The 26,770-nt window shown below is 61.2% G+C and carries 20 protein-coding genes; 10 read left to right on the top strand and 10 right to left on the bottom strand.

Translation table 11 applies throughout. The annotated features are described in order from the left end of the window. Positions 1-43: 43 nt before the first annotated feature. A complete protein-coding gene (locus tag GKZ68_RS01095; protein WP_173109926.1) occupies positions 44-823 on the bottom strand; it encodes a porin family protein in 780 nt (259 codons plus the stop codon). 13 nt (positions 824-836) lie between these two features. Between GKZ68_RS01095 and GKZ68_RS01090 the strand changes: the two genes are divergently transcribed. Beyond that, positions 837-1,850, top strand: coding sequence for a gliding motility lipoprotein GldB (locus GKZ68_RS01090; RefSeq protein ID WP_173109924.1), 1,014 nt, complete (start codon positions 837-839; stop codon positions 1,848-1,850). Positions 1,851-1,902: 52 nt separating this feature from the next. After that, the gene (locus GKZ68_RS01085) at positions 1,903-3,105 is read left to right on the top strand and encodes a glycosyltransferase family 4 protein (RefSeq protein ID WP_173109922.1); all 1,203 of its coding nucleotides are present in this window, start codon (positions 1,903-1,905) and stop codon (positions 3,103-3,105) included. An 85-nt stretch (positions 3,106-3,190) separates the two neighbouring features. Here GKZ68_RS01085 and GKZ68_RS21635 read toward each other — a convergent pair whose 3' ends face one another. Then, complete coding sequence (locus tag GKZ68_RS21635; RefSeq protein ID WP_217275292.1) at positions 3,191-3,457, bottom strand: hypothetical protein; 267 nt, start codon at positions 3,455-3,457, stop codon at positions 3,191-3,193. Positions 3,458-3,604: 147 nt separating this feature from the next. After that, entirely contained in the window at positions 3,605-4,579 is a 975-nt protein-coding gene (locus GKZ68_RS01075; RefSeq protein WP_173109920.1) for a MoxR family ATPase, read from the bottom strand. A 212-nt stretch (positions 4,580-4,791) separates the two neighbouring features. Between GKZ68_RS01075 and GKZ68_RS01070 the strand changes: the two genes are divergently transcribed. The 8 genes from GKZ68_RS01070 (at position 4,792) to GKZ68_RS01035 (ending at position 18,236) form a co-directional block, all read left to right on the top strand. After that, positions 4,792-9,426, top strand: a complete 4,635-nt coding sequence (locus tag GKZ68_RS01070) for a translocation/assembly module TamB domain-containing protein (protein ID WP_173109918.1) — start codon at positions 4,792-4,794, stop codon at positions 9,424-9,426. Beyond that, positions 9,354-10,016 (top strand): translocation/assembly module TamB domain-containing protein, encoded by a 663-nt coding sequence (locus tag GKZ68_RS01065; protein ID WP_173109916.1) that lies wholly within the window; start codon positions 9,354-9,356, stop codon positions 10,014-10,016. The genes GKZ68_RS01070 and GKZ68_RS01065 overlap by 73 nt, the downstream gene beginning before the upstream one ends. A gap of 219 nt (positions 10,017-10,235) precedes the next feature. Next, entirely contained in the window at positions 10,236-12,506 is a 2,271-nt protein-coding gene (locus GKZ68_RS01060) for a BamA/TamA family outer membrane protein (protein WP_173109915.1), read from the top strand. A gap of 88 nt (positions 12,507-12,594) precedes the next feature. Further along, a complete protein-coding gene (locus GKZ68_RS01055) occupies positions 12,595-12,957 on the top strand; it encodes a winged helix-turn-helix domain-containing protein (RefSeq protein WP_254244111.1) in 363 nt (120 codons plus the stop codon). Positions 12,958-13,286: 329 nt separating this feature from the next. Further along, complete coding sequence (locus GKZ68_RS01050; protein WP_173109913.1) at positions 13,287-15,239, top strand: endo-1,4-beta-xylanase; 1,953 nt, start codon at positions 13,287-13,289, stop codon at positions 15,237-15,239. Between the two features lie 167 nt (positions 15,240-15,406). Continuing rightward, the gene (locus GKZ68_RS01045; RefSeq protein WP_173109911.1) at positions 15,407-16,408 is read left to right on the top strand and encodes a DUF1028 domain-containing protein; all 1,002 of its coding nucleotides are present in this window, start codon (positions 15,407-15,409) and stop codon (positions 16,406-16,408) included. Positions 16,409-16,701: 293 nt separating this feature from the next. Further along, the gene (locus GKZ68_RS01040) at positions 16,702-17,076 is read left to right on the top strand and encodes a hypothetical protein (RefSeq protein ID WP_173109909.1); all 375 of its coding nucleotides are present in this window, start codon (positions 16,702-16,704) and stop codon (positions 17,074-17,076) included. Positions 17,077-17,141: 65 nt separating this feature from the next. Beyond that, the gene (locus tag GKZ68_RS01035) at positions 17,142-18,236 is read left to right on the top strand and encodes an alpha/beta fold hydrolase (protein WP_254244110.1); all 1,095 of its coding nucleotides are present in this window, start codon (positions 17,142-17,144) and stop codon (positions 18,234-18,236) included. A 69-nt stretch (positions 18,237-18,305) separates the two neighbouring features. On the opposite strand, the gene GKZ68_RS01030 is transcribed toward GKZ68_RS01035, so the two are convergent. From GKZ68_RS01030 to GKZ68_RS01000, 7 genes are all read right to left on the bottom strand, one after another. Next, a complete protein-coding gene (locus GKZ68_RS01030; protein WP_173109905.1) occupies positions 18,306-19,340 on the bottom strand; it encodes an acetamidase/formamidase family protein in 1,035 nt (344 codons plus the stop codon). A gap of 119 nt (positions 19,341-19,459) precedes the next feature. Next, complete coding sequence (locus GKZ68_RS01025) at positions 19,460-20,569, bottom strand: chorismate mutase (RefSeq protein ID WP_254244109.1); 1,110 nt, start codon at positions 20,567-20,569, stop codon at positions 19,460-19,462. A 100-nt stretch (positions 20,570-20,669) separates the two neighbouring features. Beyond that, a complete protein-coding gene (locus GKZ68_RS01020; RefSeq protein WP_173109903.1) occupies positions 20,670-21,518 on the bottom strand; it encodes a prephenate dehydrogenase in 849 nt (282 codons plus the stop codon). A gap of 3 nt (positions 21,519-21,521) precedes the next feature. Next, on the bottom strand, positions 21,522-22,688 hold the full coding sequence (locus GKZ68_RS01015) for a pyridoxal phosphate-dependent aminotransferase (RefSeq protein ID WP_173109901.1): 1,167 nt from the start codon (positions 22,686-22,688) through the stop codon (positions 21,522-21,524). Positions 22,689-22,699: 11 nt separating this feature from the next. Then, on the bottom strand, positions 22,700-23,590 hold the full coding sequence (locus tag GKZ68_RS01010) for a prephenate dehydratase (RefSeq protein WP_173109899.1): 891 nt from the start codon (positions 23,588-23,590) through the stop codon (positions 22,700-22,702). 255 nt (positions 23,591-23,845) lie between these two features. Beyond that, positions 23,846-25,138, bottom strand: coding sequence for a glycoside hydrolase family 2 TIM barrel-domain containing protein (locus tag GKZ68_RS01005; protein WP_173109897.1), 1,293 nt, complete (start codon positions 25,136-25,138; stop codon positions 23,846-23,848). Positions 25,139-25,316: 178 nt separating this feature from the next. Further along, a complete protein-coding gene (locus GKZ68_RS01000; RefSeq protein ID WP_173109895.1) occupies positions 25,317-26,681 on the bottom strand; it encodes a Gfo/Idh/MocA family protein in 1,365 nt (454 codons plus the stop codon). Between the last annotated feature and the right edge of the window lie 89 nt (positions 26,682-26,770).

Genomic DNA, 26,770 nt, shown 5'->3' with positions numbered 1-26,770 from the left:
TACAGCTCGGATACCGGCTATAAAATCCGGCCGAATCCGTGGGCTAGAATTTAAGTCCGAGGTCGAGCGCAAACACACTGTTCTTGATGGTTACGTCGCTAAAACCGCGGGTGCGCTCGAAGTAGTGGTCTAGGTTTACGAGCCCGTGGTGGTAACTTAAACCCGTAAGTACCTTGGTGCTTTTGCCTAGCTGGTATTCTAGGCCGAGGCCGCCAATGAGGCCAGCATCGACCGGGAAAACGTGCGCGAAAGCATCAGTTTGGGAATTACCGTTATAGGGGTCAGTATAGAATTTATCACCGTTGACGCGCGTTGAAACCGGAAAGCCCACCGAGCCACCCACCTGAAAATAAACGCGGGTCGCGGGCGCTACTTCATTGGTGAATAGTTTGAGGGTGAGCGGAATCTCCAGATATTGCATGGCAAGCTTCTGGGTAACCCTTGTAGTACTTGACGGCGATGGCGTGGGGGGTACACTCGGAGTAGTGCCCGTGTTTTCTAAATACGAAAAACTCCCGCCTTTACCGGTTAAAAACAGCCCGGTATTGAACGCATAATTCTCGCCGAAGAAATAATCCAAAAACACGCCGCCGCCAAAGCTGAACTTGCTGCTTTCACTTTGAAATGAAGTGCTGGAAGGCGAGCTGGTGCGTAGGTACGAAATAGACGGCGATACTTTCAATCCGATTTCGACTTGAGCGAACGCGGCGGGGGCTACGGCTAAGGCCGCAAGCGTAAGAAATAGTTTTTTCATACAGTGATGCAGGTAGTGTTTTGTCCTGTGAAACGGGATAGGGCGTTGGGAAAGTGTAATTTTGCACAAAAATACTCCGAGCTTGAAACTCTCTTCGTCTATATCGGCGCTACTACTGGCCGCCGCCGGGCTGCTGGCTAGCTGCCGCCAGGGCGCGGCCGATGGCTGCCGCCCCGACCCCGCCGCCGATGCGCCGGCCGCTGCTGTGCACCTACAGCGCCTCGAACGGCCTTTCTTCCAGATTAAGAATCCGGCCGAAGGGTTGCAGTTTATGCGCGCCAACCCGGTTTTTGCGCGCTACTATCTGCAAGCTGGTCAGGCGCCGGCCGATACCCTAGCCAAGGCCCTGGCGCAGCTCGCTACTAACCCCGCCTTGCAGCAGTTGAGCCAACAAACCGCCACCGCCTTTGCCGACTCGGCTAGCCTACGGCAGAATATGGCGGGAATGTTTGGGCGGATAAAATATTATTTTCCCGATTTTAAGGCGCCGGCCGTAGCCACCACTTACGTGAGCGGGCTACTCGGCAAGGATATTTATGTCAATGACAGCCTGCTGGTTATCAGCTTAGACTGGTTTGCCGGGCCGCAGGCTAAGTACCGGCCCGACCTGCCCCAGTACATGCTGCGGCGCTACCGGCCCGCCTACGTGCTGCCCACGCTGGCGCTGGCCGTATCGAGCAAGTACAACCGCCATCAGCTCACGGCCACCTCCATGCTCGACCAGATGGTGGACCAGGGCAAGCGCCTCTACTTTGCCGGGGCGGTGCTGCCTTGCACGCCCGATTCGCTGCTCGTTGGCTACTCGGGCAAGGACCTGGCCAACGTAAAATTCAACGAGGCGCGCATCTGGGGGCATTTTCTGGAGAATAATCTGCTGTTCAGTACTACGCCGTTCGTCATTCAGAAATACGTGGGCGAGCGGCCCAACGTGCCCGAAATCGACCGCACCTGCCCCGGCCGGGTGGGCCAGTGGGTGGGCCTGCAGATAGTGCGCAAGTACATGGCCGAGCACTCGGGCGTGACCCTAGCCCAGCTCATGGCCGACAAAGACACCCAGCACATCCTGAACGAGTCGCACTACCGACCCAAAAAATAATTAGGAGTGAAGAATTGCAAAAGTGGTAATTCATAACTCCTAACTCTCCAGCGTGCACATTGCCGTTTTCAGCCAGTACCACACCAGTCCCGACTGCCCGGCCACGAGCCGGCACTACACGCTGCTGGCTGAAATCGCCAAGCACCACCGGGTTACCCTGCTAACTACGCCCGCCTGGCGCAGCCAGCAGCTCACGCACGAGTGGCCCTGGGTGCCGCCGGGTGTGGAACTGCTGGAAGCTAACATTCCCTACGACAACAAGATGGGGCCGGCGCGGCGGGCGCTGGCGTTTGTTCAGTACGCGGCCTGGGCAGTGCGCGCCGGCCGCCGCAGTGCGCGGCCCGATGTGGTATGGGGCATTAGCACACCGCTTACGGCGGCCTGGGCGGCTAGCCGCGTGGCGCGGCACTGGGGCGTGCCGTGGGTGTTTGAGGTGCAGGACTTGTGGCCCTCGTTTCCGGTGGCGATGGGCGCGGTGCCCACGGCGCTGGCCCGGCAGCAGCTATTTGCCCTCGAAAAACGGCTGTACCAGAGCGCGGCGCACATTGTGCCGCTCTCGCCCGATATGAGCACCTACGTGGCCGGGCTAGGCATTGCCGAAAGTAAAATCACGACGCTACTCAATGGCACCGACCTCGACTTGGCGGCCCGCGCCACGCCGGCCGCCGTGGCGGCTCTGCGCCAGGCGCAGGGGCTAGCCGGGCAGCGGGTGGTCCTCTACGCCGGCACCTTCGGGCGAGCTAATGCTATGCCCACGGTGGTTGCCGCTGCTGAGGCGCTGGTAGCGGCCGAACCAACCGTGACATTTCTATTTCTGGGCCACGGCTACTACGCGCCGCTGGTGGCGGCGGCGGCGGCGCGCTGGCCGGGGCGCATCCGGCTGGTGGGCGGGCAGCCGCGCCACGCCGTGTTCAGTTGGTTTGGATTGGCCGAGATAGCCGTGGTGTCGTTCCTGGGCCTGCCGGTACTCGGTGCCAACTCGCCGGCTAAGCTCTACGATGCGCTGGCCGTGGGCACGCCGGTGGTAGTTACCAACCCCGGCTGGACTAAAAAGCTGGTTGAAGCCCACGGCTGCGGCTGGTACACGCCCGCCGACGACGCATCGGCCCTGACTCGTTGCCTGCAAGCAGCCCTGGCCAACCCAGCGGCCCTGGCTGCGGCTGGTGAGCGGGGCCAGCAGCTAGCTCACACGGCGTTTGACCGGGTGGGGCTGGCGGCACGGATGCGCGGTATTTTAGAAAACGCGGCCGGCTAGCCTCACCCTGCACGCAAAAGCCCGGCTGCAAATGCTTGCGGTCGGGCTTTTTATACTATTATAGTAGTCGGTTTTCGACTGGCTACTACTTAATTTTTACCTTCTTATGGTTAGCCTTTACACGCCGGCCGGTTGGTATCGTCATAGTGTTGGGGTCAGTCGGCCGGGCCGTTGTAGTAGTCGACTCTACCGTGGTCGAAGATGGCGCAGTGGTTTGGGTAGGGTACGTAGTGGTGGTAGTCGCGGGCGTCGTAGTGGTCTGACGCGTGGTAGTCGTGGTCGTGCCAGTCTGGGCATTGGCCGAGTAGGCACCGGCAGTCAGCATAGCGGCAAGAATGAGCAGCTTTTTCATCGGAATTAAGGTTTTAGTGAACAAACACTTAGCTAGCCAGCAGGCTGCTTCGGCGGGTATCCGCGTTGGCCTCTAACGTAGTCAGGTTTCGAAAGGTTAAGCTTTCATGAGCTTGCTCTACCACTGTCCGCTCCAGAAAAACCGTCCTTAAGAAATCGGCACCTTGCGCAAAATCGCCTCAATCAAATCGTGGGTGCGAATGCCGTCGGCCTCGGCCTCGTAGGTCATCAGGATGCGGTGGTTGAGCACGTCCTCGGCCACGTCCTTGATGTCTTCGGGCAGCACGTAGTCACGACCGTCCAGGTAAGCCACGGCGCGGGCGGCGCGGTGCAGCGCAATGCTGGCGCGCGGGCTAGCCCCAAACTGCACGGCCTGCGCAAACTCGGGCAGGTCGTAGTCGGCCGGGCGGCGCGTGGCAAACACCAGCTCAATCAGGTATTTCTCCAGCGTATCCGAAATCTGCACCTGGTTTATCTGGTTGCGGATACCAAAAATGTCCTCCTTGGTCAGCACCGGCTGCACATCGCCCTTAAAACCCAGGTTGGCCATGCGCCGCATCACCTCTAGCTCGTCGGCTTTTTTGAGGTAATCGACGTGCACTTTCAGCATAAAGCGGTCGACCTGCGCCTCGGGCAGTGGGTAGGTACCCTCTTGCTCCACCGGATTTTGGGTGGCCAGCACCAGGAAGGGCCGGTCGAGCAGATAGGTCGTTTCGCCGATGGTGACCTGGTTTTCCTGCATGGCTTCGAGCAGCGCGCTCTGCACCTTGGCCGGCGAGCGGTTTATTTCATCGGCCAGCACGAGGTTGGCGAAGATGGGTCCTTTCTTAACCTCAAACACCGATTGGTTCTGGTTGTAAATCATGGTGCCCACAAGGTCGGAGGGCAGCAGGTCGGGCGTAAACTGCACGCGCTGAAAGTGCAGGTGCAGCACCTGGGCCAGGGTACTCACGGTAAGGGTTTTGGCTAGCCCTGGCACCCCTTCGAGCAGGATGTGGCCGCCGGTGAAAACGCCAATCAGCAGGCGGTTGACGAGGGCACGCTGGCCCACTACCACTTTCTCCATTTCGGCGAAAGCCTGGCGAATGAGTGGGCGGTAATCGGGGGCGGAAGTAGGCTGCATGGGGCAAAGTAACGGCCAACAATGAGTTTGCTGGCTAGGTGCCGCGCCCCAAAAATCCTAGTGGGCAACGTGGTATACCTAGCCAAGCACAACCTTAGTAGATGCTTTCCGCCGGGCCTTAGCCAACCCCAGCCGGCAGTTTCCCGTTTGGAAAGCCATAATTCTGTTCCTTTATTGAAGCTGGGCGCGGCTTCGCATTCCTTTTTCTGCCTGTGTCAGTTTATCTACGGCGCTTTCTGTACGTTGTCTTTGGGCTGATTGCGCTGGTTTTGCTGCTGGTAATTGGTGTTGTTGTGTACCTGCAGTTTCCAGCCGGTCAAGACTTTGTGGCGCGGCGGGCCGAAGGCTACCTGCGTGATAAGCTGAAAACCGAAGTGCGGCTCGGCACCTTCCGCACCGATTTTCGGCACGCCATCAACTTCGACAATGTATACCTGGCCGACCAGCAGCGCGATACGCTGCTGAGCGTGGGCCACCTGGGCGTGAGCATTGATATTTTTGCCCTGCTGCACAAGCAGGTGAATATCAAGGACGTGGAGCTGGAAAACGGCCGCGTGCGCCTGACGCGCACCGAACCCGACAGCGTTACCAACTACGACTTCATTATCAAGGCCTTCACCAGCCCCACGGCGCCGGTCGATACAACCAGTTCGGGGCTGAAGTATGACATTGGCAAGGTGCACCTGGCCACTATTCTGTTTACGCAGCAAGACCAGGTAGCTGGCTCCGACCTGCGCGCCAAGCTCGGCGACTTGCTCGTGAACATGGACGAGGTGAATGTGGATAAGTCGGTGTACAAGGTGGATAACGCGACGCTGCGCCACGCCGCTATCCGCATGGAGCAAACCAAAACCGCGCCCGAGCTGGCGGACAACAAACCCACCAAGCCGCTAGCCCTGACATTTGGCCTGAATAAGGCGACGCTGGAAGACGTGGCCTTTACTTATAAGAATGGCCCCTCGGCGCAGTATATCGACACCAATATTGGGCTAGCCGATGTCACGGCCAAAAACATCGACCTGATAAAGGAGCACATCGACCTTGATAAGCTGACGCTGAAAAACACCACCTTCGCTTACGCGCAGAATAAGAATGTGCCGGTGGAACAGCGCGTTATCAATCCCGCCAAAGCCGTGCGCAAGGTGAACGAGGCCGTGCAAAAAGCCACCACCGCGCCTTTGAAATGGCGCGTCACGCTGGGTCAGTCCGACATCAGCCAGGTGGCGGTGAACTTCGACAACTTCAACGACCCCAAGCTGAAAAGCCGCTACCCGGCGCTCGACTACAGCCACCTGCATTTCACTGATTTGGTGCTGAATACGCGCGACCTGGTGTTTACCGAGAACCGTACCACCGTGAAGATTGACGACCTGGCGGGTAAGGACATAAGCGGCTTTGCTATTACCTCAGCCAGGGCCAACGCGGTGTACGACTCGGTCGAAATCAAGCTGGACAGCCTCAACCTCGTGACGCCCAATTCGCACATCCGGCGCAGCCTGGGAATGCGGTATAAGAGCCTGAGCGCCATCGCCGCCGACCTGCCCAACCTGGGTTTGAGCGGTGATTTGCGCAATACCCGGCTAGGCTTCCGCGACGTGCTGTACCTGGTGCCGAGCCTGGCCGACACGCCGCCTTTCACCACCGGCCCCAACCAAAGTATTTTGCTCAGCGGGCTGGTAACAGGTCGGCTGGGCGACCTGCTGGTGCGCAACCTCGACTTTGTGGGGCTGCGCAACACGGTGGTGCAGGCGCGCCGGGCCCACATTGTGGGCCTGCCCAATGTGGATAGCCGCCTCTTTGTAGACCTTGATATTCAGCGCTTCAACACCACGCGCGCCGACTTGCTGAGCATACTACCCAAGGGCACGGTACCGGCCAGCATCAGCCTCCCCCCTAGCCTCTCGGTGAGCGGCACCTTCACCGGCCGGCCCACCACGCTGGCCTTCAATACCAACCTGAAGCTGCGCTCGACTTATGGCAACGTGGCCTTCTCGGGCAAGCTGGGGGCCAAGCAGGCCAATGGCCAGCAGCCGCTGGTGGGCACCTTCGCGGTGCAGAACTTCGACGCGGGCAAGCTCTTGAAAGACCCGACCATCGGACCGATTACCGGCACCGGGCGCATCAATGCGACGGGTAACTTGCAGGACCCTAACACGTTGGTGGGCAAGCTAACGGCCAATGTGCAAAGCGCCCGCTACAACGGCTACACCTACCACGGCGTGAGCACGGCCGTGGACATTGACCGGGGCAAGTACACCATTGCGGCCAGTAGCCACTCCGACCCCAACCTCGACCTCGACCTGAAGGCCGTGGTAAACCTGCGCGATGCGAAGAACCCCAGCTACGAGGTGACCTCGCTGAATCTGCGCGGAGCCAACCTCACGGCGCTGGGCTTCTACAAGGGCGGCAATTTGCAGGTGAAGGGCGACCTGGCAGCTAACCTGCGCGGGTCGAGCCTGAACACGATTAACGGCACGTTCAGCGGCAATCACATCGTGATTGTAAAGGATAAGCAGCCGTTTGCGCTCGACTCGGTGCAGGGCCGCATCGTGCAGAACGCTACGCGCACGGCGGTGGATTTCAACTCGAACGTGGCGGCTATCAACCTCGACGGCAACGTGCACCTGGGCGACTTGGCGACGGAGCTGCAAAAGCACATCAACCGCTATTTTCACCTCGATGGGGTGACGCCCTTCCGCGACCCTGGCGCCAACCGGCAGTTTACCTATTCCGTGCGCGTGAAGCAGCCCCGGCTGCTGACGCAGTTTGTGACGGGCCTGAAGCGGGTATCGCCCTTCGTGCTGGCCGGCGACTACAGCCGCGCGGCCGCCCGCCTCACGGCCCAGACCACTATCCGCTTTGTGCGCTACCAGAACTACCGGCTCGACTCGCTCCGGCTTAATGTGGGTTCGGACGCGCAAAAGCTCGACTACGCCCTGCGGCTAGCCCGCGCCCGGCAGGATAGCAGCCTCTCGCTGCGCCGCCCCAGCGCAATTGGCTTTCTGGCTGATAACAAGATACATACCCGCGTAGCTTTCCTCGGCGACAGCAGCAACCGCGAACGGCTAGCCCTGGCCGGCACCGTAGAAGCCCTGGAGCAGCACGGGCGCGACGCCTACCAGTTTGAGGCCGCACCCGAGCAGATTATCAACTACGATACCTGGACGGCCGGCACCGGCAACTACGTGCGTTACAACGCCGATGGCACCATCGTGGCTAATAACCTGCGCCTGAGCAACGGCTCGTCGGCGCTGGTGGTGCAGAGCCAGAACCCGGCCGTGAACACCTCGCCGCTGGCCGTGCGCTTCGAGCAGTTCAACCTGGGTATCGTGAGCCGGGCCATCGGGCAGCGCGACTCCACGCTGGGCGGCACGCTCAATGGCGAAGCCGTGGCGCGGGGCCTGGGCACCAAGAAGCAGGCTTTTACGGCTAATCTGACCATCAAAGACCTACTGTATAATAAGATTATTCTGGGCGACCTGGCTTTGCAGGCCAGCAATCCGGTGGCCGACCGCTACGACGTGAATGCCCGCCTCACCGGCGGCGGCGGCAACGATGCGACGCTGCGCGGCACCTACAACACGGCGCCCAATGCCACGCCGCTAGCCTTCGTGCTCGACGTAGCCCGGCTCAACGTGAAAACGGCCGAGCCGTTCTCGGCTGGGCAAATCAGCCAAAGCACGGGCTTTTTGAGTGGGCAGCTCAATATTGCGGGTACCACGAGCGCGCCGCAGGTGCGCGGCCAGCTTACCACCTCGCCCGATGCCAGCTTTGTGGTGCCGCAGCTAGGGGCGCCGTTCCGCCTGGTGAGCCAGCCCGTGACGTTTGATGATAAAGGCATCGCCTTCAACAACTTCACGGTGCTCGACTCGGCCGGCAACAAGGCGGTGGCTAACGGGTATTTGCTTACTAAAAATCTGATTGACTACGCCTTTGACCTGCACGTAACGACCAATAAGTTTTTGGCTGTGCGAAGCAAGCGCACGGAGAAAAATACGCTGTACTACGGCCGCCTGGTGGTAGACTCGGACACCCGCCTGACGGGGCCGCTGTCGCTCATTAAAATCAATACCGTGGCTACGGTGGTAGATGGCTCAGACCTGACGGTGGAAAACCCCTCGGCCGACCCCAGCGTGGTGGCCCGCGAAGGCATCGTGCAGTTTGTGGACCTCAAGCTCAAGCCCAAGCCCCACCTAGTGGCCCTCACCGAGCCCGACTCGGTGAATACCAGCAGCTTCGGCTACGACCTCACGGCGACCATTACAATTTCGGATAAGACGCCCTTCACCTTCGTTGTGGACCCGGTGAGCGGCGACAACCTGCGCGTGCGCGCTGCCGGCACGCTCACCACCACCCTCGACCCAAGCGGCAACCTTACGCTGACCGGCCGCCTCGATGTGCGCCGGGGCAAGTACAAGCTCTCGCTGTATGGCCTGGCCACGCGGGAATTCATCATCACCAACGGCTCGTATATCGTGTGGACCGGCGACCCCTACAACGCCGATATCAACATTACGGCCTCATACCGGGTGAAGGCCGCCCCGGCCGACCTGCTGGCCGCCCAAGGCACCCTCGACCCCACGGCCAGCACGGTATCGCGCAACCTACTGCCGTTTAATGTCTTGATTAAGGCCACGGACCAGCTCAGCAAGCCTACCATCGGGTTTGATATTACGCAGCCGGCCAGCTCGACCAGCAGCCCAGTGGGGCCGAGGTGGAGGCCGTGCTCGGCAATCTGCGCCAGCCTAGCCAGACTTCGGAGCTCAGCAAGCAGGTGTTTTCACTGCTCGTGCTGGGCCGGTTTATTCAGCAAAACCCCTTCCAGACCACGGCTGGCGAGGGCGTAGTGGCTAGCCAGCTGCGCGGCTCGGTGAGCCAGGTGCTCACCGACCAGCTCCAGAATCTGACCGGCAAGTACCTAGCCGGCCTGGGCATCGACCTGGGCGTGACCAACCAGGCCGATTACACCAGCGGCTCGGCCCAGGGCCGCACCGACCTCAACGTGGCTGTGCGCCGCCAACTGCTGAATAACCGCCTTACCGTGCGGCTGGGCACCGACGTGCCGCTGAGCGGCAACACCGGCACCCAGGCTACCCAGGGCAGCAGCGCGGCCAGCAACTTTGCCGGCGATGTGAGCCTCGAATACACGCTGCTGGCCGATGGCCGCCTGCGCCTGCGTGCCTTCCGCCAGAACAGCTACGAAGACATCGACGGCGCCATCGTGCGCACGGGCGCCTCGCTGGTTTTCCAGCGCGACTACGACAATTTTAAGGACCTGTTCGCCAAGGTGAGCCGCGATGTGAAGAAAGACAGCCGCCAGACCCGCAAGCAGGACAAGCTGGATAAAGACGAGCAAAAACGCCGCGACCAGCACCTGACCGATTCGACAGCCGCCGCCAACGGGGCCGTGCGCGCGGATAGCATCAAGAAGAAATAGGTACTTAGAATGAGGAATTCAGAATCAGAGCAACGAATGAAACGCGCACTAACAGCACGTCATGCTGAGCCCCGCGAAGCATCTCGCTCGGGGTCGCTAGGAGGGGCACTACCCCTACTGGCGCGGGCAAGATGCTTCGCGGGGCTCAGCATGACGCGTTGCTTTTTGGGTAATGTGCTACTCCCTGGCCGCGCCCGCCGCGTCATTCTTCATGTCTCCTTGCTTCTCAATTCCCTGCTTTTCTCCTGCTCGGGCCTGCGCTACGTGCCCGAGGGCCAGAAGCTCTACACCGGCAGCAAGGTGACCATAACCTCGCCCACCAAGCTCAAAAACCAGTCGGCGCTGCAAACCGAGCTAGCCACGCTGGTGCGGCCCAAGCCCAATTTTTCGTTTCTGGGCATGCGGCCCAAGCTTTTTTTCTGGCACCTGGGCGTGGGCAAGGCAAAGGGCCTGAAGCACTTCCTGGCCGATAAGTTTGGCGAAGCTCCGGTGCTGCTGAGCCAAGTAAAAGCCAAACAAACCCGCGACCTGATGGTGAACCGCCTCCAGAACCGGGGCTACTTCCACGGGGCGGTGACGAGCGAAATAAAAACCAAGGCCAACACGGCCCAGGTAGACTACACGGCCCGCCCCGGCCAGCAGTATATCATCCAGGAAATTCATTTCCCGGGCCGCGATACGCTGATTGACAAGGCCATCCGGGGCACGCAGGCGGCTAGCCTGCTGAAAGCAGGCGACCCCTACGACCTCGACGTCTTCACCAACGAGCGGGTGCGCATCGACCTGGCTCTTAAGAACGAGGGCTACTATTACTTTAACCCCAATTACCTGCTCTTTCAAGTCGATAGCACGCTGCAAGGCAAGGTAAACGTGTATTATAAAGTGAAGAAGGATGCGCCAGCCAAGGCATTGCGGCCCTACTGGCTCAAAACCATCTCCTTGAATACCAACTACGTACTAACCGATACCACGCGTCGCCAGCCGGTACTATTCGAGAAGTACCGCTACTTTCCCGACGAGAGCGTGTTTCGGGCACGGGCCATTACGCGGGCCGTGTTTTTGTACCCCGACAGCCTGTTTCGGCAGAAGCGCCGCGACCAGACGCTCTCGCGCCTGATGAGCCTGGGCACGTTTCGCTTCGTCGAAATCAAGTTTCGGCCCTCGGCGGCCGGCGACTCAGCCGGCCGGGCGCGCCTCGACTCGGACGTACTCATGACCCAACTCAAGAAGAAAAGCCTGCGGGCCGAGCTACAGCTCGTGAGCAAGAGTAACGGCTTTACCGGGCCGGGCCTCACGGTGAGCTTTCGCAACCGCTCGGCCCTGCGCGGCGCCGAGCAGCTGATTATCAACGGCGTGGCTTCGACCGAAACGCAGACCCGCGCGCCGGCCGGCGCTGAGAGCCGCAGCAATACCGGCCTTATCTCCAACGAGTTTGGCTTGAACGCGCAACTTATTGTGCCGCGCCTCATTGCGCCTGACCTGCCTTTTCTGGACCCGCACTTGGTCAACTCTGATTTTCAGCCGCGCACCAACTTCGGCGCCGGCGTGCGCTACGTGGCGCGCACGGGTTATTTCAGCACCACCAGCTACTCGGCCAACTACGGCTACAGCTGGAAAACCAAAATCACTAACGAGCAGGAAATAAAGCTTATCGACATTGAGTATAATGCCTTCACGAGCTCGCCGGCATTCGACTCGGTGCTCAAGGCCAAGCCTTTTCTGCGCCAGGCTTATCAGTCGCAATTTATCCTGGCTAGCTCCTATCGCTACACCTACAACCAGCAAGTACTGGAAAACCGCCGCCAGCAGATTTTCTTCCAGGGCATGGCCGAGGTGAGCGGCAACGTCGCCAACGCCATCAGCAGCGCGACAGTAGGTAGCAAAACGGCCACCGAGAAATATACCATTGCGGGCCAGCCGTTTGCGCAGTACGCCAAGTTTGACCTGGAGCTGCGCGAGTACTACCGCATCAGTCCCAACGCTACTTCGGGCAACCGCATTGTGGGGCGCCTGCAGATTGGCGTGGGCCTGCCCTACGGCAACTCAGCGGGCGGCTCGCTGCCGTATCTGCGGCAGTACGGCATTGGTGGCCCCAACTCTATCCGGGCCTTCGCGGCGCGCCAGATTGGGCCGGGCTCGTACAAGCCCACCGGCACCGACATCGTAAACAGCTACTACGACCAGGTGGGCGACCTGCGCCTGGAAGGCAACATCGAATACCGCCAGGATTTATTTCCCTACGTGAAGGGCGCCGTGTTTCTGGATGCGGGCAACATCTGGCTTGTTAACAACGACCCCCAGCGGCCGGGCGGCCAGTTCGTGGCTAGCCAGGCGCTGAAGCAGCTAGCCGTGGGCACCGGCGTGGGCCTGCGCATCGACGTGCAGTTTTTCGTTATTCGCTTCGACTACGCTATTCCGCTGCGCGCCAACTACGGCACCCCCGACAGCAAAACAGGCCGCCTGAACCTGGCCATCGGCTACCCATTCTAACCTAGCCGTCGCAACTATTTGCCGAAGCTGCGCACCTGGTGGGTGAGCTTCGAGGCTACGGCTAGTTCGGGCGCAGCCGCCCAGGCTGGTGGCGCGCGTTCGGGCGCTGCTGGGCCGCCCGGCCCTCCCCACATCGGCCCCGGCGGCGGGGTTCCTGGCCATTGGCCGCTATCGTTTCGACCACCCGCAGCAGCGCCTGCGCCTTGCCGACGGCAGCCAGCCCGAGGCCACCCTCACCCACCGCGAGGCTGAGCTGCTCAAGCGCCTCCACGACCAGCGCAACCAGGTGCTCACGCGCACCGACGTGCTGCGCGAGCTTTGGGGCGACGACAGCTTTTTCAACGGGCGCTCGCTCGACGTGTTTATCACGCGCCTGCGCCGGTATCTGCGCCACGACCCCCAGGTGCAGATTGTGAACGTGCGCGGCGTGGGCTATAAGCTGCTGGCCTGAACTGACACGCTGGCTTCTTAATCGAGCCACGCTTCGCTGGCTCTGCCTAAAAAGGGCATTAGCGGGCGTTAATGCCCTTTTTCTGTATCACTACGGTTGGGCATACCAACCTTCAGAAAGGTTGTTCAATAAAATCAGGGCATGGCAACCTATCACAAACGTTTGCCTGACTATCACAAACGTTTGCAGTTTTTTTATGCAGCTACTTATTTCATAAACAGCTGTTTACGGCACTACAAAAGAAGTTAATTTTAACCGCTGGCTAAGGCGCTAGTGGCTTTACCAAGGCCTCCTCCAGTCCTCCTTTTCCCACCCAAAAACCGCTTCGTATGAAGACACCTCAACGCATAGGTATTGCGCTGGTGGCCGCGCTTGGCAGCCACTTCACCCTTTCGGCTCAGAACGCCCCCGTGGTGGTCGAGGCCGAAACCGGCACTTCGACCAACCCGCCCACGCCCCTGGCCGGGACCACAACCGGCGACTGGGCTGCCCGCACGGCGGCCGCCTCGGGCACGACGCCCGCCGTTACGTACATGACTACCCTGAGCGATGTATCGTCGGTGCCGGGCGGCGGCTCGGCGCCCGGCACCGCGGCACGGGTGCTCACCTACACCGTTACGTTTCCGGCGGCGGGCACCTACGACCTGTACGCGCGCATTCGGGTAGGGCCGGGCGGGGCCAACGACGACAGCTATTTTTACGGCAAAACCTTCGGCACCAAAGATTTTGCCACTACCAGTACTGATTGGACAACAGCCAATGGCCTTTTCAACGTGGGCTACGTGGCCGGCAGCAGCCTGGCCGTAGATGGCGGCGGCAGCGGCGCCACCGGCGTGTGGAAGTGGGTCGATATGTCGAAGTACTCTGGCTACGGCGCGGTGCCGACTACCTTCACGGTGCCGGCCGGGGCGCTTACCCAGACGTTTCAGATTGGCGCCCGCGAAGACGGGCTGGACCTTGATAAATTCGTGTTTGGCCAATCGGGACTATACTTTACGGTGGCTAACCTTGATGCGGGCGCGCAGGGCTCGACCACGGCGCCCGTGCAGTTTGTGCCGGCCGGCCCACCGCTGGCCACCGGCAAAAGCAAGTACTTGGGCTGCGCCTACAGTGCGGCGCAGTCGCCCAACTTTACGCGCTACTGGAACGCCGTGACGCCCGAAAACGGCGGCAAATGGGGCAGCGTGGAGGGCACGCGCGGCACCTTCAACTGGGCCGACCTCGACAGCGCCTACAACCGGGCCACCAGGTCGGGCAGCGTTTTTCGCATGCACAACCTCATCTGGGGCGCCCAGCAGCCCACCTGGATAGCCGGCCTGCCAGCGGCCGACCAGCTGGCCGAAATTAAAATCTGGTTTGCCGCCGTAGCCGCCCGCTACCCCAAAATCGACTTCATCGACGTGGTGAATGAGCCCATTAACACACCGCCTACCGGCCTGGTCACCATCGGCAGCAATGCCGGCAGCGTGGACCCCAACGGCGGCGCCTACATCAACGCCCTGGGCGGCACCGGCACCACCGGCTACGACTGGATAATCACCGCCTTCCAGCTGGCCCGCCAGTATTTTCCTACTGCTAGGCTCATGGTAAACGAATACAGCGTGGAAAATTCTGCGACCCGCGCCGCTACCTACGCGACTATCATCAACCTACTCAAGTCGCGCAATCTTATCGATGGCGTGGGCATACAAGGCCATGCCTTCTCCACAGCAGGCCAGTCGGCGGCCACTATCAACGGCAACGTGGCGACCCTGGCCGCCACCGGCCTACCGCTTTACGTAACGGAGTACGACACCGACGGCCTCGACGATGCCGTGCAGCTAGCGGAGTATCAGCGCGTATTTCCGCTGTTTTGGGAAAACCCAAATGTGAAGGGCGTAACGCTGTGGGGCTACCGCCCCGGCCACTGGCGCACCGCTCAGGGCGCCCCCCTGGTAAATGCCGACGCTACCGAGCGCCCGTCGCTGGTGTGGCTGCGCAACTACATCAAAAATACTCCCCTGGACACCAAGGCCGCCAGCGCAGCCACGGCCGGCATTTTCCTCTACCCCAATCCGGCCCAGGGTGGCCGCGTATCACTGAGCTTGCCGGCTAGCCTCGGCACCCAGGCCGTAGACGTACAAGTACTCAACTCGCTGGGCCAAAGTATCCTGCACCGCACGCTGCCCAGCAGCACCGAGGCAGTGCGCTCGCTAGCCCTGCCCGGCGTGGCTCAGGGCCTCTATACCGTGCGCCTGCAAACCAGCGCCGGCACCTTCAGCCAGCGCCTGACGGTGGAATAGCGCGGCGCGCTCCGCTGCTTTCCTAAACGTATTCTAACCGCTAGCCTCTCCGCGCGCAGCCTCCTGGTCATTCGGCCGGGGGGCTGCTGTCGTTAGCACGAAATCAGCCGGCCAACTCTTGGTAGCGCAAGGCGGTTTGGCAGCTACATTCGCTTTTCTTCCAATTTATGCTTCGCAAACTCCTACCCTTTTTCGCAGCGCTGCTCCTGCTGGCTAGCCCGGCCGCGCGGGCCCAGTCAATCTATTCGGCCACCGACCCGCTGGCCCACACCTTCAGCATCGTAGCCCGCGACCCCAAAACCGGCGAAATGGCCGTGGCCGTGCAAAGCCACTGGTTTTCAGTGGGCACCAGTGTGAGCTGGGGCGAGGCCGGCGTGGGCGTGGTGGCTACCCAGTCCTTCACCAATAAGTCGTTTGGCCTGCGCGGGCTAGCCTTGCTCAAGAGTGGAAAAACCGCCCAGCAAGCGCTCGACGAGCTGCTGGCCAATGATGAAGGCCGCGACGTGCGCCAAGTTGCCATACTTGACAACCAAGGCCGCGTGGCCACTCACACCGGCAAAAAATGCGTGGACATGGCCGGCCACCAGCAGGGCAATCAGTTTTCGGTGCAGGCCAACATGATGCTCAACGCTACCGTGTGGGGTGCCATGGCCAAGGCCTACGAAGCCGGCGCCGCCCTGCCCCTGGCCGAGCGCGTGCTAGCCGCCCTCGACGCGGCCCAGGCCGCCGGCGGCGACATCCGGGGCCGGCAGTCGGCCGCCCTCCTGGTAGTGCGCGGCACCACCACCGAAGGTCCCTGGGCCGACCGCCTCGTGGACCTGCGCGTGGACGATGCCGACAAGCCGCTCGTGGAGCTACGCCGCCTGCTGAAGCTGCACCGCGCCTACGACCACATGAACGCCGGCGACCTGGCCGTGGAGAAAAACGACATGCCCAAAGCCATTGCCGAGTACCAAGCCGCTGAGAAGATGTTCCCTAGCAACTTGGAAATGAAGTATTGGCACGCCATTACCCTAGCCAATAAGCAGCAAGTGCCCGCCGCGCTAGCCCTGCTCCGGCCCATTTTTCAGCAGGAGCCTAATTGGCGCACCCTCACTGAGCGCCTGCCCAAAGTAGGGTTGCTCACGGTGAGCCCGGCCGAGCTAAAACAGATTCTAGCCCTGAAGTAGCGCCGGCTAGCAAGGCGATGCCAAGCAAAAAAAATGGCGCTCCGCCTACCTACTGGCGACTGCTACCAGTGGCCGGGATTATCGTATACCTCGCGCTTTATGCCCTAGCGGGGGCGCTGTATCCCGGCGGCTCGCCGGTCGACCGGGCCTCACCAGGCTTTAGCTGGCTGCATAACTATTGGTGCAACCTACTGAATGAGACTGCTTTGAATGGCCAGCCTAATCCCGCGCGCCCGGTCGCTTTGCTGGCAACGGGCGTTTTGTGCTTGTCACTCACCTTTTTCTGGTATCTCTTGCCCGGCTTATTTAAGCTAAGCTCGCGGCCGGCCACTACCATTCGCATAACCGGGATACTGGCAATGGTTTTCGCCAGCTTCATTTTCACCGACTACCACGATTTGGTTATCAATATTGCGGGCCTGCTTGGCTTGGTTGCTCTAGCGGGCACGTTCGTGGGGCTGTATAGAACGAAGCTTCGCAAGCTACTGTGGCTTGGGGTATTATGCCTGCTGTTACTGGTGGCGAACAACTACGTGTATTACACCGGCCACTTGCTCTATTTCCTGCCAGTCATTCAAAAAATCACGCTACTGATTGTCTTAACCTGGCTTTCCTTGCTCAATATTCAGCTATACCGCACGGCCCAAACCGGTAATTTACCTGAATGAGCGAAGTCACTTTGCTGCGTTTCTAACCCTCTTTTTCGATGCTTCTCAAAAACAGATTTACTCGCTTGGGCCTGCTGCTAGCGCTGCTGCTAGGCGTTGGCGGCCAGCCGCTGCTGGCCCAAACCAAGCCGGCGGCTAGCCCGGTGCCGCACCACTTTTTCACCCTCACCAACTTCAAAACCGAGGGCGGCGCTGTGCTGCCGAAAGCGCTGGTGGGCTACGGCACCTACGGCCACCTCAACGCCAGGCGCGACAATGCGGTGCTGCTGCCCTCACACTACATGGCAGGGCACCGCGGCTACGAATGGCTCATCGGCCCTGGCAAATGCCTCGATACCACCAAGCTGTTTCTGGTCACCACCGAGCTGTTTGGTAATGGCAAGTCGTCGTCGCCCAGCAACACGCCCGAGCCGTTTCACGGCCCGCGCTTCCCGGTCATGACCATCCGCGACAACGTGCAGGCGGTGCACGAGCTGCTAACCAAAGAGCTAAAAATCACGCACCTGCGCGCGCTCATCGGCTTTTCGATGGGCGCGCAACAGGCGTTTCAGTGGGCCGTGAGATACCCCACCTTCGCCGACCGCATCGTGGCTACTTCGGGCACGGCCAAAAACTATCCGCACGGCGTGGTGCGCCTCGAAGGCCAGATTGCCGCTCTCACCGCCGACGAAGCCTTCAAAAATGGCGATTACACTACGCCGCCGACCAAGGGTATCGAAGCCTTCGCCACGGTGTGGACTGGCTGGCTATTCTCGCAGGAATGGTGGCGCAAAGAGCTGTGGCGCAGCGAGGAGAAGCCCGGCGTCACCTTCGAGCAGGTGCTTAATAACTACCGCACGCACTTCATCCCCGGCGCCGATGCCAACGACCTCATCGCCCAGATGCGCACCTGGGAATACCACAACGTAGGCACCACACCCGGTTTCGGTGGCGATGTCGAAAAAGCCCTGCGCAGCATCAAAGTGCCCATTCTGTACATGCCTTCGGAAACGGACCTGTACTTCCCGGTGGGCGATGCGCGCTACGAGGCGGCGTTCATTCCGGGCGTGCAGCTGCTGCCCATTCCCTCCTTGTGGGGCCACACCGCCGGCGCCGCCAGCAACCCCGCCGATGCGAAGTTCCTCAACGAAAACATCGGGAAGTTTTTGGCTGGCAAATAATTATGAATACTCCATAAGAACGTCGTGCTTCCTTCGTCAGCATGACGTTCTTATGTAAGGAATTAAACGTTATTTTTTCTTGTCAAAAATGCTTTTTGGCAGCAGCATGTGCGCGCCGCGCGTGCCATCGACCACCTGCGTCACGTTGAGGTCGCCGGCCACGCTGCACAGCATGTAGGCGTCGTCTTTGGTCATCCCTTTGGTTTTCATCAGGAAATCAATCATTTCGCGCACGGCCTGCTTGCTGGCTAGGGTCAGGTCTTCGTCGAGGCCCATGCTGATGTAGTGGGTTGGCGTTTCGGCGCGGGGCACCGTCAGGTGCATGTCTTTGTGCACAATAAACTCCAGGTTACCAATCAGCGAGGTTTCGAGGGCGGTGATATCCACCTCGCCGTTGCCCTGGCCGGCGTGGCCGTCGCCCACGAAAAAGAGCGCGCCCGGCGCGTGCACCGGCAGGTAGAGTGTGGTGCCCACCACTAGGTCTTTATTATCCAAATTGCCGCCGAAAATACCGGGCGGCGCGCTGTTTACGCGGCCCATGGCCGGGGGCGGTGCCACGCCCATGCTGCCAAAAAACGGGTGCAGCGGAATTTCAATGCCCGGCGCGAAGTTGGCCACCATCCGCTTCTTATCCAGCGGAATAATCTTCATTTTGGCGTAGCCAAAGTCTTCCGGAATAAACCCGCTCTTCGGCCCGAAGCCGTTGTAGGCGTAGGGAATAGCCAGCTCGATGCCCTTGATGCGCACCTCCAGCACGTCGCCCGGCTCGGCACCTTCCACAAAAATCGGCCCCGTGAGGATGTGCCCACCCGGGCCCTTGTTCGTCACTTTGTCATAGATATCGCGCAGGCTCTGCTCGACCTGGGCCGGCGCTACGCCCGCGCCTTCGAGGCGCGTGGGGCTGGATGTCAGCAGGGTATGCACCTGCACCGTCTCGCCCGACTTGATGCGCAGCACGGGTTGGGCCGCCGCATCGTAGTAGCCCCAAGCGGCGGTGGCGGGCGTAATTAGCAGCTCGTGCTGAGCTTTGGGCAGGCGCTGGGCCTGGGCGCCGAGGCTGGTAAGCAGCGCGGCGAGAAAAAGGAAGCGGGTATTTTTTTTCATTGCTGAAAAGTACGCTTCCGCACACATTAGCTGCATGAATCTGGTAAATAAGAGGGGCAGTTAGGCAAAAAGAATTTTTTTTACCTAACTGCCCCTTCTAATTGGCGCTTAACCTGCTGCTAGCCCTGCATCACCCGCTCCTGGCGTAGTACCGATTCCAGGTGCACGGCCTCCATGTAGCGCTCCACAAATTCCTCCGTCAGGCCCACCTGGGCGCCCTGGCGCTTACTGCGCTCCAGAATTTCGTTGAGGCGGGCGGTTTGCAGGATGGTGATGTCGTTTTCCTTCTTGTACTGGCCGATTTTTTCGGCCACGGCCATGCGGCGGCCCAGCAGCTGCATCACCTCGGCGTCGAGGTTGTTGATTTGCTCGCGCAGGCCGGCCAGGGCATTCACAAATTCTTCTTTATCAGTGGTTTCGTGGCGCCACACCAGGTCGGTGATGAGCTGCTTGAGCACCTCGGGCGTGATTTGCTGCTTGGCATCGCTCCAGGCATTGTCGGGGTCGATGTGGCTCTCAATCATCGTCCCGTCGAAGTCGAGGTCGAGCGCCTGCTGGGCCACGGCAAACAGCGTATCGCGGCGGCCGCAGATGTGGCTGGGGTCGTTGAGGATGGGCATCTCGGGCATCCGGCGCTTCATCTCGATGGGCAAGTGCCACATCGGGGCGTTGCGGTAGTCGGTGTTGCCGTAGCTCGAAAAGCCCCGGTGAATCATACCCACTTGCTTTAAGCCAGCCTTCTGCAAGCGCTCGATGGCGCCCACCCACAGCTCCAGCTCGGGGTGAATGGGGTTTTTGACGAGCACCGGAATATCCACGCCGCGCAGGGCATTGGCGATTTCCTGCACCGAAAACGGGTTGCCGGTAGTGCGCGCGCCCACCCACACCAGGTCCACGCCGAAGGCCAGGCAGTCCTCCACGTGCTTGGCGGTGGCTACTTCCACGGCCACGGGCAGGCCGGTAAGCTCGCTAGCCTTCTTGAGCCAGGGCAGGCCTTTGGCGCCCACGCCCTCAAAGCCACCGGGCTTGGTGCGGGGCTTCCAGATGCCGGCGCGCAGGGCCTGCACCTTGCCGGTGGCGGCCAAACGCTGGCAGGTTTCGAGTACTTGCGCCTCGGTTTCGGCCGAGCACGGGCCGGAGATAAGGAAGGGCTTATCCTCGGGCTTGCGGTTAAAAAGGTCGTTGAACATGGGGAAGGTATTGGTTAATAACTGAGAAGAGAATGTCATGCTGAACGCCGTGAAGCATCTTGCTCACCTCGTTGAACTGGGCGGCAGAAGCTACTAAGATGCTTCACGGCGTTCAGCATGACGTTTGTTTTAGGCGTTGCTAGGGAATAATCTTGCGGATTTCGTTGGCGTGCGTCAGCTGCTCGGCTAGCCCGGCGTAGTTCTCGGTGGCCAGCAAATCGCGCAGCTTGTTGAGCTGCACCAGGTGCTCGTCGAGCACATCGAGCACGTTTTCGCGGTTTTGGCGGAAGATGGGCACCCAGGTGGCCGGGGCGCTCTTGGCCAGCCGCACGGTGGAGGCGAAGCCACCGCCAGCCAGGTCGAAAATGCGCTGCTCGCCGCGCTGCTCCTTCTCCAACACCGTGAGGGCCAGCGCAAACGAGGTAAGGTGCGAGATGTGCGACACGTAGGCCGTGTGCAGGTCGTGGTCGGCCGCGCCGAGGTGCAGCACCCGCATGGGCAGCGCCCGAAACAGCGCTTCGACCGTGGCTACGGCGGCGGGGTCGCTAGCCTCGGCATCGCAGACCACCAGCGTTTTACCCTCGAACAAGCCGCGCACGGCCGCATCGGGGCCCGAGTATTCGGTGCCGGCCATGGGGTGCACGGCCACAAACTGGCGCCGACGCGGGTGCGCGGCCACGGCCGCCAGCAGGTTGTTTTTGGTCGAGCCCACGTCGATAACCACCTGGCCGTCGGCTACTAAGTCGAGCACCTGGGGCAGCACCGCCAGCATGGCATCCATGGGCACGGCCACGATGATGAGGCTAGCCGGCGCCACGGCACGGGGCAGGGCGGCGGCGATTTCATCGACCAGGCCCAGCTCCAGCGCCCGGCGGGCGTAGGCCGGGTTGGCCTCCACGCCAATGAGGTGGCCAGCCAGCCCGTGCTGCCGCAGGCTCAGGGCTAGCGAGCCTCCAATCAAGCCTAAGCCAATGATACTGATAGTCATGGCTTAGGCCGCTACAAGTTTGACGCGCTCCAACGCTTCGCGCAGCACGCTCTCGGGCTGGCACAGGCTGGCGCGGATGTAGCCGTTGCCGTTGCTGCCGAAAATGCCGCCCGGCGTCAGAAACACGCGGGCTTCGGCCAGCACGGCATCGCTGAGGGCATAGCCATCGGCGTATTGCGGCGGCACTTTGGCCCAGATGAACAGCCCCGTCTGACCCGGCGCGGCCGCGCAGCCGAGGCTAGCCAGCAGCTCACGCACCAGCGCGCGGCGGACGCGGTAGGTGGCGTTTAGCTCGGCAAACCAGTCGCCGCCGAGGGCCAGCGCCGCCACGGCGGCCTGCTGAATGCCCAGGAACATTCCCGAGTCCATATTGCTCTTAAAGCGCAGCACCTCCGTCAGCCAGTCGGCGCGGCCCACCAGCATACCCACGCGCCAGCCCGCCAGGTTGTGGCTCTTGCTGAGCGAGTTAAGCTCCAATGCCACTGCCTTAGCGCCCGGAATGCTGAGCAAGCTCGTGGGCGGCGTCTCATTCAGCACGAAGCCATACGGGTTGTCATGCACCAGCATGATGTTATGAGCCGCTGCAAACTCAACCAGCTTTTGCAGGAACGCCGGGCTAGCCGGCGTGCCGGTGGGCATGTGCGGGTAGTTGACGAGCATCAGCTTCACGCGGCTCAAGTCGCGCTGGGCCAGGGCATCGAGGTCTGGCAGCCAGCCGGTTTCGGCCGTCAGGTCGTACTCGCGCACCGCGGCGCCGCAGATTTCGGCCACGGCCCGGTACGTCGGGTAGCCGGGGTTGGGGATGAGCACCGCGTCGCCAGTTTCCAGAAACGTCATCCCGATGTGCATCAGGCCTTCTTTGGAGCCGGCCAGGGGCAGCACCTCAGTGGCGGGGTCAAGGGCCACGCCGTAGTGCGTTTGGTAGAAGCTGGCCATCGCCTGGCGCAGCGCCGGTGTGCCCTGGTAGCTTTGGTAGCCGTGGGCAGTAGGCTGGCTGGCGGTGGCCGCCAGGGCCGCCACCACGCTCGGGTGCGGCGGCAAATCGGGGCTGCCGATGCCCAGGCTGATGATATTGGCCCCGGCCGCGTTGAGGGCGGCCAGCTCGCGCAGCTTGCGCGAGAAGTAGTATTCGCCGGTGTGAGCCAGGCGGCTGGCGGTAGAAACTTGCATCGGAATAACTTTCAAATACGGTCGTCATGCTGAGCACGACGTTCTTTTAGGCCTGTTTGGGCAGTCGCTTCCTGCCCAAACTCCATACTGCCGCGCTGGTATGCACCCAGCACCCGCAGCTCTTCAGTCACGGCGGGCAGCTCGGCCAGCAGGGCAGCTAGCTGGGCGGGCGCGGCAAACTCCACATCGGCGTGGAAGCCGTAGTGCCAGGGCTGGCTGGGCCGGGGGCACGATTGTAACTTACTCAGATTCAGCCCGTGGCTGGCTACCAGCGTGAGCACCCGTGCCAGCATGCCCGGCGCGTGCGAAGTGTAGAAATACAGCGATGCCTTATCGGGGCTAGCCACCGGCTGGGCCTCGGCCGCCCGTTCCAGTATCAGAAACCGGGTGTAGTTGCTAGGGTCGTCGTTGATGGCGGGGGCTACTATTTGCAGGCCGAACGCCTCGGCAGCCTGGGCGCCGGCTATTACGGCCACGCTGGGGGTTTGGCGCTCGGCCAGCTGCTGGGCGCTGAGGCCGGTATCTTCGGTTTCAACTAATTGCCAGCTAGGGTATTGGCTTAGGTAATCGCCGCACTGGCGCAGGGCCATTGGGTGCGAGTGCACGGCCCGGATATCGGCCAGCGTGGTGCCGGGCAGCACCAACAGGTGCTGATGAATGGGCAGGTAAATCTCGCCGGTGATGGTGAGGGCGTGGCGCTCCAGCAGCAAATAATTAGGTAAAATACTGCCGGCCAGCGAGTTTTCCATAGCCATGAGGGCGGCATCGGCGCGGCCGCCGGTTACCTGGGCCACCACCTCGCCGAAGGTAGCGCAGAAACCCAGCGCGGGGCTAGCGCCAAAATACTGGCGGGCAGCTACTTCGTGAAAACTACCTTGGAAACCTTGGATGGCGACTTTCATGGCGTGTAGTGGTTTGTGCTGGGTGCCCGCGCTTGCCTAGGGGCACCCAGCAAAAAAACATAAAAAAAGCGCCACCCGACGAACGAGTGGCGCTGCTAATTTTCTGGGACTTAGCTACATGGCGACTCGTTCTACGCGGGCGGCGTAAAATAATAGAAGCCAAAAAAGTAGCGATTGCTGAACATGGGGTGTGCTGTTTGCGGCGGCAAGGTAGGGAAGATTTTTGATTTTGCAAGCGCTGGGGGCGTGCCCACCCTACTGCACCATAAACGGAATATTGCCGGTGGCCACGTTGCCGTGCCCGTCGTGCGCGTACACAAACAGGCGGTAGGCACCGGGCTGGGCGGGCGCCGTGAGGGTAGTTTGCCCTTCGGCACCGGCCGGCAGGGCACCCGCCACGGGGGCGGGACGGCTTTCGCGGTCGCCGCCCTGCTTAAGGTCGGTGCTTTCGGGCAGCAGCTCCCACTGATAGGTGAGGACGTCTTTTTCGGGGTCCGTTACGGCTGCCGCTACCGGCACGGCCTGGCCGGGCTTGAGGTAGATGCCATCGGTAGCGGCTTTGCCATTGAGTTGAAAGCTAGCGATATGCGGCGCCCGATTCGTGGGCCAGTGGCCGCTCCACTCGTATTGTAATACGTCCATCACCTCAGTTTCCTGACCGTCTTCGGTGAAGAGGCCGTACCAGGTGGGCGTGCGCTCCTGCTTCTGGCCCCACAAAAACACGTAAGAGCCCAGGCAGTGTGCCCGGTCCTTCAGCACCGAAGCCTCGTAGCGACTTTGGTACACGGCAGCTTTCTGGCTGCTGGTTTCCTCGACCGAGGCTTTCCAGGGGGTTTGGGGGCCTTCCCAATGGCCGGTGGGGCCCCACTCGGTTACGAGGTAGGGGCCGGTCCAGCCGGCGTCGGCTACCTGCTTAGGCAGGGTGGTCAGCCCCGCGTAAGTATTGATACTCAGAATATCTACGGCCGGGCAGCGCGTTTTCACGTACTCGATTTCCTTTTTATTGGCCCCCGCCAGTACCGTCGAGGTTGGGTGGTTGGGGTCGACTTCGTGAATCATCCGGGCGATGTCATTCACGGCGTCCCACACCCTGGGGTTGGTGTAGTCGAGGTTCAGCTCATTGCCGATGCCCCAGACCAGCACGGCCGGGTCGTCCTTGTATTTAAGCACCTCGCCCTTAATTTTTTGCAGCTGCGCGGCCACGGCCGCCGCGTTGTTGTAGTCGAAGCCGTGGCGCTCGCGGGCCACGTCGAGGCCCAGCATCACGGTGAGGTGGTTTTTATTGGCTTCGGCCAGCACTTTGGGCGCATCGCCGGTACCCCAGGTGCGGATGGAGTTGCCGCCGTAGGCCGCAATGCGCTCGGGGTACTGGCTGCCGCCCGCACCTTTCACGAAGTAGGGCTGGCCGCCGCGCAACAGCTCGTAGCGCCCATTAGCTTGGTGTACCGTCACTTTTACGGGGCCGGCCGGCGGGCTAGCCAGGGCTAGGGTACTGGTAAGCGCGGCCAGGGCTAGCGGCGGCAGGGCGCGGGAGAAGCGGTTTTTCATGGGTGGGAAAGAGTAGATTTTGGTAAAAGTAACGGCTCTCTACCCGCTCAAAAAAAAACGTCATGCGGAGCTTGCCGAAGCATCTTGTTCGCGCCGCTAGGGTAGTAAATCCCAACGATGCGGGCAAGATGCTTCGGCAAGCTCCGCATGACGTTTTTTATGCACTAAATGATACCCGCTAGGCCGCTTCCTCCGTGGGCGGCGTGCCGCGGAAGGCGTCCGGCTTGCCGCCGCTGCCGGCTAGCTTCACCGGCTTGTTCTCTTTGGCCGACTGATAGATAGCCTCCATAATGCGCTGGTCTTGCAGGCCCTCTTCGCCGGGCGTGTAGGGTGTTTTGTTCTGGCGCACGCACTCGGCCATGTGGTCCATTTCGAGGGCAAACTGCTGCTTGTCGGGGTTGCTGGGCTGCTCAATTACCTGCTTGCCATTGGGGGCGTGCACCAGTTCCTGCCTGAGGCCTTTGTAGGGAAAAGCCGGGTCCATTTTGATGGTGCCGGTTTCGGCGTGCACGGCGTAGCTTTTGTTGTTGAACGAGCCATAGCCCGTCATGCACTGCGCGAGTACGCCGCTCGGGAAGCGCAGCGTAAAGCTCACGTTCTCTTCGACTTCCTTAAAGCGGTCGTCGCCGGGCGTAGTATAAATCTGAGCGCTTACCTCGGTGGGCTCCTCCCCTAGCAGGAAGCGCGTAGTGTTGAGGCAGTACAGGCCCACATCGGGCAGCGAGCCGCCGCCGGCCAGGGCTCTTTTGTGGCGCCACTGCTGGTCGTGGGCCTGGTTTTGGCAGTTCATCATCTGGATGAGCTTGGTCTGGCCGTAGGTTTTGTCGCGCACCATTTTCATAGCGGCGCGATTGAGCGGCTCGTACTGAATGCGGTAGGCAATCATCAGCTTCTTGCCGGCCTTGTTGCAGGCGGCTATCATCTCCTCGCACTCCTTCACCGAGTTAGCCATCGGTTTCTCGCAGAGAATGTGCTTGCCGGCCTTGGCGCCGCGTAGCACGTACTCGTGGTGCATCGAATTAGGCAACACAATGTAAATCACCTCTACTTCGGGGTTCTCCTTGAGCTTATCGTAATTCGCATACGAGTAGCAGCTGCCGGGCTTGATGCCATACTGCCGGGCGGCTTTGGCCATCTTGTCGGCGTCGCCGCTCACCAGGGCCACCGGCTTGGCGTGCTTGCACTGGCCGAAGGCGGGCAGAATCTCGGCCAGCGTGAGGTGGCCCAGGCCGACAATGGCAAAGCCCACGCGCTGGTCGGGCGCGTCGGGGTTGGGAAACGGGCCGGCCTTGGGGTCGGTGGGCGCCTCCAGCGGCGGCAGCTTGATGTCGAGCGGGCCGGTGGGCGGCGCGGGCGTGCCGAAGCCACTGAGGTCGGCTGCTTCGGCGGCGGCTAGCGGCAGGGCGCTGGCTAGCCCGGCGGCCAGCAGGCCACGCCCGGCATTATTGATAAAGTGGCGGCGCGAGGCGTCGCAGCTCGGGCCGGCGGTGGATTTGAGCCCGACGCGGTCGAGAACTTCGGCGGTGGCAGTTTCCTGAAACATAAGAATAAAACTTGTGGAAAAGAGGTTGCTAGCCTGCCTCTACGTGCCGGAGGCGGCAGAGAGTTGCCAGCGCTACGAATAAGCGCGGC

The organism is Hymenobacter sp. BRD128 (assembly GCF_013256625.1).
Lineage (GTDB): Bacteria > Bacteroidota > Bacteroidia > Cytophagales > Hymenobacteraceae > Hymenobacter.
Note: the sequence above shows the minus strand (reverse complement) of the source record. Positions and strands in the feature narration are given on the sequence as shown.

Bases quoted from the DNA above. Each gene is read 5' to 3' on its own strand.
- GKZ68_RS21635 (WP_217275292.1), bottom strand. From the start codon at position 3,457: ATGAAAAAGCTGCTCATTCTTGCCGCTATGCTGACTGCCGGTGCCTAC.
- GKZ68_RS01075 (WP_173109920.1), bottom strand. From the start codon at position 4,579: ATGCAGCCTACTTCCGCCCCCGATTACCGCCCACTCATTCGCCAGGCT.
- GKZ68_RS01050 (WP_173109913.1), top strand. From the start codon at position 13,287: ATGAAGACACCTCAACGCATAGGTATTGCGCTGGTGGCCGCGCTTGGC.
- GKZ68_RS01045 (WP_173109911.1), top strand. From the start codon at position 15,407: ATGCTTCGCAAACTCCTACCCTTTTTCGCAGCGCTGCTCCTGCTGGCT.
- GKZ68_RS01030 (WP_173109905.1), bottom strand. From the start codon at position 19,340: ATGAAAAAAAATACCCGCTTCCTTTTTCTCGCCGCGCTGCTTACCAGC.
- GKZ68_RS01025 (WP_254244109.1), bottom strand. From the start codon at position 20,569: ATGACATTCTCTTCTCAGTTATTAACCAATACCTTCCCCATGTTCAAC.
- GKZ68_RS01020 (WP_173109903.1), bottom strand. From the start codon at position 21,518: ATGACTATCAGTATCATTGGCTTAGGCTTGATTGGAGGCTCGCTAGCC.
- GKZ68_RS01015 (WP_173109901.1), bottom strand. From the start codon at position 22,688: ATGCAAGTTTCTACCGCCAGCCGCCTGGCTCACACCGGCGAATACTAC.
- GKZ68_RS01010 (WP_173109899.1), bottom strand. From the start codon at position 23,590: ATGAAAGTCGCCATCCAAGGTTTCCAAGGTAGTTTTCACGAAGTAGCT.
- GKZ68_RS01005 (WP_173109897.1), bottom strand. From the start codon at position 25,138: ATGAAAAACCGCTTCTCCCGCGCCCTGCCGCCGCTAGCCCTGGCCGCG.
- GKZ68_RS01000 (WP_173109895.1), bottom strand. From the start codon at position 26,681: ATGTTTCAGGAAACTGCCACCGCCGAAGTTCTCGACCGCGTCGGGCTC.